Annotated in this window: 8 protein-coding genes; 1 reads left to right on the forward strand and 7 read right to left on the reverse strand. The window is 68.5% G+C overall.

The genetic code is table 11. The features are described from left to right. Nucleotides 1-6: 6 nt before the first annotated feature. From ACWGKS_RS06465 to eccD, 5 genes are all read right to left on the reverse strand, one after another. A complete protein-coding gene (locus ACWGKS_RS06465) occupies nt 7-2,160 on the reverse strand; it encodes a hypothetical protein (protein WP_452521962.1) in 2,154 nt (717 codons plus the stop codon). A 145-nt stretch (nt 2,161-2,305) separates the two neighbouring features. After that, nucleotides 2,306-2,602, reverse strand: a complete 297-nt coding sequence (locus ACWGKS_RS06470) for a WXG100 family type VII secretion target (protein ID WP_358507993.1) — start codon at nt 2,600-2,602, stop codon at nt 2,306-2,308. 64 nt (nt 2,603-2,666) lie between these two features. Beyond that, complete coding sequence (locus ACWGKS_RS06475) at nt 2,667-2,990, reverse strand: hypothetical protein (protein WP_358507994.1); 324 nt, start codon at nt 2,988-2,990, stop codon at nt 2,667-2,669. 27 nt (nt 2,991-3,017) lie between these two features. Further along, nucleotides 3,018-4,466, reverse strand: a complete 1,449-nt coding sequence (eccB, locus tag ACWGKS_RS06480; protein ID WP_358507996.1) for a type VII secretion protein EccB — start codon at nt 4,464-4,466, stop codon at nt 3,018-3,020. Nucleotide 4,467: 1 nt separating this feature from the next. Further along, nucleotides 4,468-5,868: a type VII secretion integral membrane protein EccD gene (gene eccD, locus ACWGKS_RS06485; RefSeq protein ID WP_358507998.1), complete on the reverse strand. Its 1,401-nt coding sequence runs from the start codon at nt 5,866-5,868 to the stop codon at nt 4,468-4,470. 224 nt (nt 5,869-6,092) lie between these two features. Between eccD and eccCa the strand changes: the two genes are divergently transcribed. Then, on the forward strand, nt 6,093-10,061 hold the full coding sequence (eccCa, locus tag ACWGKS_RS06490; protein WP_358507999.1) for a type VII secretion protein EccCa: 3,969 nt from the start codon (nt 6,093-6,095) through the stop codon (nt 10,059-10,061). Between the two features lie 78 nt (nt 10,062-10,139). Here eccCa and ACWGKS_RS06495 read toward each other — a convergent pair whose 3' ends face one another. Then, nucleotides 10,140-11,393 (reverse strand): S8 family serine peptidase, encoded by a 1,254-nt coding sequence (locus ACWGKS_RS06495; RefSeq protein ID WP_452521966.1) that lies wholly within the window; start codon nt 11,391-11,393, stop codon nt 10,140-10,142. Between the two features lie 61 nt (nt 11,394-11,454). Continuing rightward, nucleotides 11,455-12,231, reverse strand: coding sequence for a hypothetical protein (locus tag ACWGKS_RS06500; RefSeq protein ID WP_452521968.1), 777 nt, complete (start codon nt 12,229-12,231; stop codon nt 11,455-11,457). Between the last annotated feature and the right edge of the window lie 93 nt (nt 12,232-12,324).

Consider the following 12,324-nt stretch of genomic DNA (forward strand, 5'->3'; position numbering starts at 1 on the left):
TGGCTATCAGGGCGTCGGAGTTCCGCCCGAAGCGGATTCAGATCCGTCCATGATGAGTGCTACCTGGCCGGCGGTGAGTTCCTGGTCGCTTTCCAAGTCATCGAAGATGTTCATGTTCGTGTGCAGGCGATCCTGAATCCCCTCGAATTCTTCCTCGAATTCGATCAGGATCGAGTGGAGCATCGCCATGGACTGGTCGAGTCTGCTGCCGAGTACACCGGCGATTTCAAGGAGCGAAGGGTCCCCCAAGCGAGTGACCTGTGCGGCGCCCTCCGAGCTTGCGCCGCCGCTGTAGTCGTAAAAGTTGGGGGTCTGTGATTCCAGCGCATCGCGGACCTTGATGATGAACTCGTCCCTGAAGATCGCGATCCGGTCAAGGTCGATCTTCGTTCCCTTGTCCTTCGTGTCTCCACCGTCACCGCCCTCCCCTCCGCCACCCTTATCCCCCTTGTCATCGCCATCCTCGTCGTCCTTCTCCTCCCCGTCCCCGTCGTCGTCCTCGTCCCCGTCGTCGTCCTCGTCCCCGTCGCCGTCGCCGTCCCCGTCGCCGTCCCCGTCGCCGTCCCCGTCGCCGTCCCCGTCGCCGTCTTCCTCGTCTTCTTTGTCCTTCTCGTCTTCCGAGTCCTCTTCGTCGCCGCTCGGGGTGGGCTCGTCTTGGTCCTCGTTCGGATCCGGTTCGGTGTCGGGTCCGGGTGCGAGCTTGTTCAGCACCTGCTCTTCGCCGTCCTCGCCCCCGTTCCCGTCGCCGCTCGGCCGGCCGCCGTCCGGAGTGGGCTCGTCTCGCTCCTCGCTCGGAGCCTGCCCGGGGTCGGGTCCGGGTTCGAGGAAGCTCATTTCAGCGGGCTCGGGGATCTCGGTCGGGGCCAAGACCTCGGACCACTCCGAGTCGCCCCCCTGGCCGTCGCTTTCGCCCCTCTCACCGGCGACCTGCTCGTCCGGTTCGCCGCCGCCGTACCCGCCCTGGGGGATTCCGCCGGTCCCACCCGGTACGGTCCCGGGCATCCCTGGCTCCTGCCCCTGCCCCTGCCCAGAGGAATGGTCACCTTGGCCATCGGTGCCCTGCTCATGGTCCGCGGTGTCTTGACCGGTGTCTTCGACATGTTCGTCGCCACCGGTAGCGCCCTCGTTCTCCTCGCCCTCGCCGCTCTCGCCGCTCTCGCCGCCCTCGGTCTCCGTGGGCTCGATGGTCACCAGACCGGTGTCGGGGTCGACCGAGACGGAGCCCTCCGCGGGATCGACGCTGATCTCGCCGGTCTCCCCGTCCATGACGAGGCGCAGGTCGCCGACCTCCACGGTGATGTCCGTGGACTCTCCCTCGACCGGGGCCACCTCAAGGGTGCCGGTTTCGGGGTCGATCACCATGGTCATGCCGCCGGCGTCGACGGTGATCGGGGCGGTGTCCTCGGCGAGGGGGACGTTCTCGTCCGAGGGCTCGATCCGGACCTGGCCGTTCTCGGGGCCGACCGTGATTCGCAGGTCCTCGGCGAGGATGACGGTCTCGCCCGTCTCGGGGTCGACGGTGACCACCGGGCCGGTGGCGTCGGCTGAGTCAGGAGATTCCTCGACCGAGATGGCCTCCGTGGCCGGGATACTCTCCGTCATCGGCGTGAACTCGGAGGAAACGGCCTCCGCCAGGGGCGTGCCCTTCGTGGACGAGAAGTCCTCGCCGAGGTCGGATGGATCGGGCTCTTGGACGGAGACGACGTGTACCGGGTTCTCCTGCGGCTCGGTCACCTCCCCCTCCGGGATGGTCGCGCTGGAGGCGGGCACACCCTCGGAGACCGGGGCGAGCTTGGAGCTCACCATCGGCTGGAGCGCTTCGCCTTCCACGGCCTGACCCGTCCACAGGGGGGTGGCCTCATCGGTGGTGCCCAGAACCACCTCCCCATCGCGCCGACCGACCTCGGAGGGCGATTCCGGATCGATGACCACTCTCTGGTCTGTGGTGTCGACCTCCAGGGAGCCGGAGGAATTGCCCATCACCAGCAGGCCGTTCGCCAAATTCAGGTTGAGTGGGGCACCACCAGACCCCGAGGACGAGTTGGTCTGGGTCGTGAGTGTGGAGAGGAGTTCCGCCTGAGCCTCTTCGCCCTCTTCTTCCACCAGGGGGCCCGGCTCACCAGAGAGAGCGGAACGAAAGTCGTATGGCGATTCGGCCACTGTTCTGTCTCCTTGCCGCCCATTCGGTGGGCGTCATCCGAACGTGGGGAGGTGGGGGCCGGACCCGTGGTCGGACGGGTCCGGCCCCGTTAGGACGGGCTCGACGGGGGAGGGGTGCGCACGCGTCGGCCCGGTGCGGACCGGCTCAGAGGAGGGCGGACCAGTTCATGGCCTCGCGGCGGTCCGTGCCCGAGTAGTTGTTCCGGATCTCGTTCAGTGCGGTCTGCGCCTTGCCCAGCAGAGTCCGCATGTCCGCGACGTTGAGGCGCCAGGAGGAGACCTTGGTCTGGTAGTTCTCCTTCATCTCACCGGACATGTCGGCCAGGAGCGTCTGCATCTTCTGGTCGAGTTCCTCGATCTGTCGGGCCACCGCTTCGGTCTGCTGGGAGAGGCGGCTGGTCGCCTCGTCCACCTGGCCGTAGCTGACGTCGAATCCTTGCATGTGCTCTACCTCGTCTCGGAAGTACTGTTCAGGGGTCTTCGTACGGGGACATCGGGTGCGGTCGTCAGCCCGCCTGGTTGGGGTTGAGGTCGTCCATCCACCGGGATCCGGTGACGATCGCCGTGTCCTCAGCCTGGTTCATGGCCTGCACTGTGCCGCCGTAGGTACCGATCATCTGGTTCATGTCGTTGGTGATGAGCCGGAGTTCCTCCAGCCATCCCACCAGGGCTTCGCTGTATCGGTTCGAGGCGGCTCCGTGCCAGGAGGCTCGGAGCCCGTCGCGCAGGTCGTCGACGTTCGTGTAGATGTTGTTGCACTGGGTGTGGGCCTCCGTCATCGCCTCCTGGGCGAGTCGGTTGGCCTCATCGGTATTACGTGTTCTGGACATCTGCATCATCTCCACTGTTGTCGTTGGCTAGGGACAGGCTTGGTCCCCGGCCCGAGGGGAGGCCGCCAAGGGCAGCGGGGCGGACTCTTGGCTCAACAGCGGTCCTGTGGGCAGGACTCGCAGTAGGGACATCGGTAGCGAGACGGCCTCGGCGGCCGTGTATCCGAGGGCGCCGAGCGCGGCGTCGTCCGCCACGGGGTACTTGGCGGCCGTGTCGGTCACCACGAAGAAGGTCGGGGAGGCCTCCATGCCGCCCACGGGCAAGGCCTTGACGGCACCGCCCACACCGGAGGGGATTCCCACCAGGTCGGGGGTCGGGCAACCGGGGGCGACGAAGGGGCGATCCTGGACGGGCCAGGCCTGGATCTCCTTGGGGTCGTCGACGGTCAGGAGCGATGACCCGTCCTCTTCCCAACGCATACAGGGCACCGCGGACCCCAGGTCCAATGCGGTCGGTGGAGCGGTGGGGAGTCCGTTCGCGTTCTCCGGTGCGGAGGCTCCGGACGCGAGGGCCCGGTGTGCCTCGGAGGCGCTGAGAGGGACGGCCTCGGGCGAGGTGTCGCCGTAAGCGGCACCGGAGACATCGGGATCCGCGAGGAGGAGCAACGCCTCCGTCAGGGTGAGGGGAACCAGGCCTTCATGGGTCAGGAGGTAGTGCTGGTCCTCCTGACCCGGGGTGGAGACCGCGAACACCTGACCGACACGGTGGTCGGCGTCCATCGAACCCGGTCCGGGCTCCCCGGCCCCGGTCACGGGCGGTGCCTCGACGTCGGGTCCTTCTGGAATCGTGCCGAGAAACGCGTTGGAGACCGTCAGGACGGGGCTGGTGCCGTAGCCGAGCGCCTGGAATCCGCCGGACTCCTCCTCCACCCGCAGTCGTTGCCCGCCCCACAACAGGTACACCGCGCCGTCCGGATCGGACACCAGGATGCCCTGGTCGGCTTCGGGGGACCGGGGCGGTGACGCGTCTCCGGCGACCAGGGCGGTTCGCCCGCGCGGGGAGTCCTGGTCCTCGAGCGGCGGTAGGGCGCAGTACCGCCACACGGCGGGGGCGTCCTCCTCCGGCAGGGCGTCGGGGGCGCCCGGGATCCCCACGGGTCCGTCCACCGGAGTGCCCTCCAAGGACGCCTGCTTCACCAGGCTGGTCTTTGCGCCGTCGCCCACGATCAGACGCGCCGAGGCCAGGTTGTCGACCGGACGCAGCGTGCCCTCCGAGTACAGGTAGGTGGCGCCGCCGTCCTTGTCGATCACGATTCCGCCCTCCTGGCGCCAGGCAGTGGCTCCGCCGGGCATGATGAGGCCGAAGACGAGGAATCCGATGCACAGGAGTGCCCCCAGGCCCAGGCCGACGTAGGTGCCGCCACGCGTGCGGCGCATGGGGGCGTCCACCGCGTCGGGGTCACCCACCAACATCGCCGTCCCCAACCGCCCCACGGTGAAGTTGTAGGCCATCACCCGGTCACGACGCGACTGCATGTCAGCCCCCGATTCCGCGCAGGAGTCCGTACACCTCGTACAGGGCGAGGATCAGGGGAACGATCGCCACGCACAGGATCCCCTGGATGATCTCCGCGGCCCGACCCCAATGGGGGATCGCCCGTCTTCCCGGCAGTGACCAGGAGACCACCGCCAACAGGGTCGTGACCGTGAACAGGCCGACCACCGCGAGCAGGCGTGGTACGGGCTCCGCGCTCCATGCCAGGTCCACCACGAAGACCATGAGTCCGAGCCATGGTGGGACGGTCATGAGGATCCGTTGCCGAGCACTGTTGAGTCCACGGGTCTGGAGCAGCATCACCAGACACATGATCACGGAGAGGGTTCTGGGCGCCCAGCCCGGTCCCATGGACAGCACCGTCAGACAGACGGCGAGTACGACGCCGGTGGACGCGTACAACGAGGTCTGGAAGTCGTCGGCGAGCGTGGTCCGATCGAGGATCCTTCGGGCGGGGAAGGGGGCGATGTCCTCTTGGAGCTGATCCGGGTTGGCGGGCAGGGCGGGCATGCGCAGACCGGAGAGCCGGAACGCGAGTTGGGGGGCATAGGTACCGAGGAAGAGGGCGACGGTACCCGCCACCGCCGCGGCCTGGACGGTGGAGGTGCCGGGCAGGAACATCAGGCTGAGGCCCGCGATGACCCCGAGCGCCTCCACGACGAAGAGTCCGGTGAAGAAGGGGATCGCCCCCGCGACGGCCGCGATCCCCAGCACACTGGCGCCCGCCGCCGTCAGGGAGGCTGTGAGGATGATCGCACCGAGAAGCATGGTTCCCGGTTCTCCGGTGGGCACACAGGCGCCGGCGAGTCCCATGGCGAGCGTCGCCATGCCGGCCAGCCCCTTGGCGGCGGTGAGGTCGCTCATGGCTCTGGAGGCCGCCCAGGCGGAGGCCAGGATGAGGAGGGAGGAGCCCGCGGCGCCGATGGCGGTGAACAGGTCACGCCCCGAACCGGCCATGACGGTCAGACCGGTGAAGAGCACCACCAGCCCCAACACCTGGAGGAGGACCCTGAGGTGGTTCGGCTCCCAGCGGTCCGGGCGCTCGGCGATGCCGTTGGCGACCCCGTCGACGATGTCGTCGAAGTGGACCGGGGGCAGCTGGTCGCGCCGGGGCCGCAGGTAGAGCGTCTCGCCGTGGCAGAGCCCGAGCGACGCCAGCGTCTCGTCCTCTTCGAGCGGCTCGTCACCCAGCTGCTGGAGAACCCATCCATCGTGCTCCAGACCCGCCTCGTCGAGGTCCTCCCCCTCGTCGCCCTCGGCGTAAAGGACCAGCGTGGGGATGATTTCGGACAGTGGTATCTCGACCGGTGCCGCTATCTCGAAGGAACGCTCAGGGGCGCGGATCAGGAGGCGACAAGGGTCGCCGGTAGACGAATCGTTCACCTGGGGGCCGATCGACGGGGTCTTGGCGATTGGGAGGTTAACACCTTTCGGGTGACATTTGATGTTGTGTTGGGTTAAATCTCTGTCTTCGTGTTATTGCTTGGGAACGGTAGCTTCTATGGGCCACTCACGCTCACGGGTGCGTGACCTTCCCGCCTCCTGCTCGTAACCCGAAATCCCTATCCTCTGGGCCGACATCCGGCCCTTCGAAGGAGACCCCGGTTTTGAGTACCATCCGTGTGCGGAGACCGCCCCGACGGCCCGGCCCCGAGCTCCCCTCGGGGGAGGTGGCCCTCCAGGAGCCGCCCGAGCTGACGGCTCAGCAGTCGAGTATGTCCTCGGTGTTCATGTACCTGCCGATGGCGCTGACCTCGATGGCGATGCTCATGATGATCATGCGCCCCGGTGGAATGAGCGGCACGGTCATGCCCTTCATCGCGGGTGGGATGATGCTCGTCGGAGCCGTCGCCATGCTCGGCGGCCAGTACCTGCGCGGGATGCTCGAACGCAGGACCAAGCTCAACGACGACCGCCGTGACTACCTGCGCTACCTGCGCCAGATGCGTGTCCGCCTACGCGGTGTGGTCACCGAGCAACGGGACGCCATGCTCTGGCGGGCACCCCACCCCGACGCGTTGTGGTCCATCGTGCGCACCTCGCGACTGTGGGAGCGACGGATCGACGACGAGGACTTCGGCGAGGTCCGGGTGGGTGTCGGCGCGCAAGCGCTGTCCATGAAGATCTCCCCGATCTCGTCCAAACCGGTGGAGGACCTCGAACCCCTCAGCGCGCACGCGCTGCGACGCTTCATCCACGCCTACGGAACGGTGGGCGACCAACCGGTCCAGGTGTACCTGCGCGGATACGCGCGGGTGACGATGCGCGGGCAGGTCTCCGCATCGCGCGGGCTCACCCGGGCCGTGGTGGGGCAGCTCACGGTCTTCCACTCCCCGGACGACCTCAGGATCGCGGTCTGTGCCTCCGCCGGTTCGATGCCGCACTGGTCGTGGACCAAGTGGTTGCCACATGCCCAGCATCAGACGAAACGGGACGGTGCGGGGACCCTGCGTCTGCTCTTCACCGACGCCGTCGACCTGGAGCAGGCCCTCTCCGAGGACCTCATGAACCGTCCACGCTTCGACCCCTCGGCGACTCCGGACAGGGAGGAGCCCTTCACCGTGATCATCGTGGACGGAGGCAGTATCCCGCCCGGGTCGCGCCTGCTCGGGGGCGGATACCGCAACACGGTCGTCATCGACGTCGACGACCCGATGCCACCCGAGGACGATCCCCACACCTTGGCGCTGCGCGTCGATTCCGAGGAACTCGTGATGTTGGGGAACGACCACTCCGGTCGTGACACGGAGGAGAGCCTGGGGCGTCCCGACACCCTCAGCGCGGTTCGTGCGTCCACCCTGGCCAGACTGCTGGCCCCCTACCGTGCCGGCGGTGTCACCACCGAGGTGAACGAACCGCTGAAGACGGACTTCGAATTGACCACGCTGCTGGGCATCCGTGACCTGCGCACGCACGACCCGGAGCGGATGTGGGGGGAACTGCACCCGAAGAATCGGTTGCGGGTGCCGATCGGCATGACCTCGGACAGCGCCCCCCTGGAACTGGACCTGAAGGAATCGGCGCTGGGGGGGATGGGCCCGCACGGCATGCTCATCGGCGCGACCGGTTCGGGCAAGAGCGAGCTGCTCCGCACCCTGGTGCTCGGCCTGGCCCTGACGCACACCCCCGACACCCTCAACTTCATCCTGGTGGACTTCAAGGGTGGCGCGACCTTCATCGGTCTGGACGGGCTCCGGCACACCTCGGCGCTGATCACCAACCTCGCCGACGAGGCCATCCTGGTGGAGCGCATGCAGGACGCCCTGCACGGTGAGTTGGTGCGCCGCCAGGAGCGCCTGCGCGCCGCGGGCGGCTTCAGCTCGGTGCACGAGTACGAGAAGGCGCGGGAGTCGGATCCGTCGATGGAGCCACTGCCGACCCTGTTCGTCGTGGTCGACGAGTTCAGCGAGTTGCTGGCCGCGCACCGGGACTTCATGGACCTGTTCGTGATGATCGGTCGGCTGGGACGGAGCCTGGGGGTCCACCTCTTGCTGGCGTCACAGCGGTTGGACGAGGGGCGGATGCACCAGCTGGAGAGCCACCTGTCCTACCGGATCGCCCTGCGGACCTTCTCCGCGATCGAGAGCCGGGGGGTGCTGGGGGTGCCCGACGCGCACCGCCTGCCCTCCGCGCCGGGAAACGGGTTCTTGAAGACCGACACCGAGACGCTCACACGTTTCAAGGCCGCCTACGTGTCCGGTCCCTATCGGGTGAGTCGACGTGCGGTCAGTACCGGTCAGAGCGCCGGCCTGGAGACGGTCCTGTTCACCGACTCCCCGGTCACCGTGCCCGAGGAACCCTCGGAGGCCCAACCGGTGGAGGAGGTCGAGGAGATCGCCCTGCTCGATCTGGCCCTGGAGCGGTTGGGCGGCCATGGGCCCGCGGCCCGGGAGGTGTGGCTACCGCCCCTGAAGCTCCCCCCGCTCCTGGACGAACTGCACAGCACGATCGGAAACGACATCCCCGACGGAGGGGTCCTCTGGAACAAGCAGGGCTCGCTGCGGGTCGCCGCGGGTGTGGTCGACCGCCCCTTCGAGCACCGTCGGTCGCCGATGACGGTCGACCTGGCGGGCAGCGGCGGCCACATCGGTGTGGCGGGCGGCCCGCAGAGCGGCAAGAGCACGCTCCTGGCCTCGCTCATCCTCGGCCTCGCGCTGGTCAACACCCCGGCCCAGGTCCAGTTCTACGCGATCGACTGCGGTGGCGGCCTGCTTCAGGCGCTCAAGGACCTGCCCCACATGGGCAGTGTGGCGGCTCGCACCGATGAGCGTCGCATCTTCCGCACCATCCTGGAGATGCACGAGATCCTCGACCACCGGGAGGCGTTCTTCGCCGACCACGGGATCGACTCCATGGCGACCTATCGTGCGCGCAGGGCCGCCGGTGAGTTCGCCGAAGAGTCATACGGTGACGTCTTCCTCGTGGTCGACGGTTGGGGCACCATCCGCCAGGACAACATGGACCTGGTGGCGCCCATCGTGCAGCTGGTCCAACGTGGCCTCAACTACGGCCTGCACGTGATGGTCGCCTCACCGCGTTGGGCGGACTTCAACACCGGTGTCCGTGACCTCTTGGGCACCCGTTTCGAACTCCGCCTGGGCGACCCCGTCGACTCCCTCGTCCACATGCGGGCGGCGCAGACCGTTCCCAAGATCCCCGGACGCGGCATCACCGACGACAAACACCACTTCCTCAGCGCGCTCCCGCGTGCGGACGGGGTGTCGGACTCGGTGACGGCCTCCGCGGGCATGGCGGAGATCGTCGAACGGGTCAAGGGAGCCTGGGACGGTCCCGTGGTGCCACCGGTGCGCACCCTCCCCACGAAGCTGCGCGCGAAGGAACTCCCGGCCTCCGACCTCGACGGCACCGGCGGTGTGCTCCGGGTGCCCCTGGGGCTGGAGAGCCGTCGGATGCAGCCGTTCTGGCACGACTTCGGGGCCACACCCCATCTGCTCGTGATCGGCGACACCGAGTCCGGTAAGACCAACCTCGTACGGCACATCACCAACGCCATCCGCAGACACTACGGTCCGTCGGAGGCGAGGGTCGTCCTGGGTGATCAGCGCCGTCAGCTCTACGACGCCGTACCCAAGGAGATGCAACTCGGATACGGGGTCTCCGCCGACAGCGTCCGCGAGATGATGCAGGCCGCCGCGCAGGCCATGGACGTTCGGGTTCCGGGTCCCGACATCACGCCGGACCGCATCCGTTCGCGAGACTGGTGGAACGGGCCGGAACTGTTCGTGATCGTCGACGACCTCGAACTGGTGGCCGGAAGTGGGCCGAGCCCGATGTCCCCCCTGTTGCCGCTGATCGCGCAGGGGGCCGAGATCGGGATGCACGTCATCGTGGTCCACGCGGCCGGCGGGTTCGGCCGTGCGGCCGGTGACCCCTTCATCCGGTCGTTGATCGACCTCAACACACCCAGCATCATGCTCTCCACCCCGCCTTCGGAGGGCATGCTGTTCGGTTCCGTCCGAGCCCGCCGCATGCAGCCCGGACGGGCCCTGTGGATCTCCCGACGAGACCCGGTCGAGGTGCAGTTGGCGATCGCCGAGGAGCGGGAGGACTCCTGAGCACGTCGCGAAGGTGAATCGTGTCCGGCGGGCCGCTCCGATCGGAGCGGCCCGCCGCACGTTCGGCCCCGCTGCCGTTCAGTCCCGCAAGGGGTCGGGTGGGGGGCCGATGGGGACCGGTTCGCCTTGTGCCGTGGGTCGCCACGAACGGGCGCGACCGTTGCGCACCACCGCGGCGCCCAGACCGCATACCACGATCAGCAGCGCGAACCCGCCCGCGACCAGGGAGGTGGGCAGTGCCTCCAACGTCCCCTGGGGTGAGGGGTCCGGGACGAAGACGTCGCCCGCCACCGTGACGGATTCCTCGGCGGGGTGGGACAGCAGGGCGCCCACGGGGTCCACCCGCCCGCTCCCGTGCACGGGGTCATCGTCCCCGCCCGGAGACGGATAGGCCGTGGCGAGCAACCGGTCCCGTAGCTCCTCGGTGCCCAGGTCCGGAAAACGCTCGGTGAGCAGTGCGGCGGTCCCGGCCACGAAGGCGGCCGCCACCCCGGCTCCGCTTCCCGTGACGTGTCCGCCGCCGACCCCGGGGGCCACGGCCCGGTCACCCGGCGCCAGGAGGTCGACCCGGGAGGGCGTACCGTCCGGGAGCGGCAGGGGAGACTCGATCGACGGCGGGCCCTCGGGTGTGTGGCCCGCCACGGCGAGCACCGAGGTGTGCTGGGCGGGGTGTCCGGGGACGGGGCCGCGCGAGGTGTTCACGGTCGCCGGTGCCACCACCAACGATCCGTCCTCGGTCGCGGCCTCCACCGCCTGGTCCAGCTCCGTCGAGCCCGACCACGCCGACGTGGCCACGAGGATGACGGACGCGCCCGAGTCCGCCGCCGTGGCCACCCCCGAGGCGATCTCCCCGGCCGTGGCCACCCCCGTAGCCGGCGACCCGGTCGGGACGAATCGCAGGGTCGCTTCGGGGGCCACGCCCACGGCTCCGTTCCCCTCGAACGAACGACCGCCGACGATACCCGCCACGAAGGTTCCGTAGCCGAGACAGTCCGCCGTCTCACCCTGGTCCACGGCGTCCTCCAGAGCGGGGCCGGTGGCGTCGAGTTCGGGGGCCAGTACCGCGATCGTGACACCCGCCCCCGTACTCAGCCGATGCGCTTCGTCCAGGCCCAACGAGCTGTGGGTCCAGGGGAGCCGATCGACGGTGTCGGTGCTCTCGGGGCCGCATGGTTGCTGTTCCCCCTTGAACTCGTGGACCTGTGGAAGCGTCGGTGGTTCCTCGGAGGTGTCGGCTCCGGCCACGGCGGGGAAGGCGAACTGTCCCAGGAGGAACAGCGAGGCGACGGTGGCGCGGCCCACGAGCGCGGGTCTGGCCGAGGTTTTTGTCAACAGGCTCTCCTGTCGTGCCGAGGGGGTGCGTCCGTGGGCCCCGACGACCCGGGACCGAGCTTCACCTGCGTGCGATGTCGCGGAGTCCCGCCAGGCTCTCGGCTCGGGACTCGGTGGCTTCGGCGTCCACCCTGCCACCGTGGCGGTCGTCCACGGTGCCCACACAGGAGCGTAGGGCCTCCAAAGGTGTCAGTCCCTCGCCGTGCAGGCGTACGTGCTCCATGATCCACCAACCGCGGGCGATGTTGGCCTCGACATCGGGCGGGAGCAGGGGCTGGAAGTCGGCGGCGTCGTCGGTTTCCGAGGCCCAAAGGTAGCCGATGAGCACATCACCCATGGTGACGGGGACGTAGAGTACCGGCCCATCGGTGGCAGGGGCGTAGGACCTGCCGACCAGGACCGGAGAGAGAGCCTCGTCACTCCACCGGTCGAACACCGGTGGCCCCGGGACACGAGGCTCCTCGTCGCCTCGTCCCTGAAAGCCCGCGAGGAGCTCCCGCGACAGTGCGCCGGTGTTCTCGGCCTCCCAGGTGGAGGATCCGGCGGGGATCGCTCCCGCCTCCTGGTCCGCGGGTACGCCGATCCAGTCGAGTACCGCCTGCTCGGGGGAGATCCCGTTACGCGCGGCCTCGCGCAGCCTCGTCTCCCAGACCTCTGTGGCCCGCGCCGTGGCGACGGCGCTTCCCGGTACGGCGATGAAGCCGGCGGCATGCTCCTGTGGAGCGTGGGCGAACCACAGGTACCCGATCACCGTATCCTCCGCGACGACGGGCCGGGCGGTGATCGGGCCCTGTGAATCCGTGCGGTATTCGCCTTCCGCGCCGTTCATGGCGTTCATGATGGAACTCATTTCAGATCACTCTCGCTGGTCACTTCAGTGTGGAGGACGGGGCTCGGAAGGTCTTTTCCCGGCCCAAGGTCCTCAAGACCC

Source organism: Nocardiopsis sp. NPDC055879 (genome assembly GCF_053615935.1).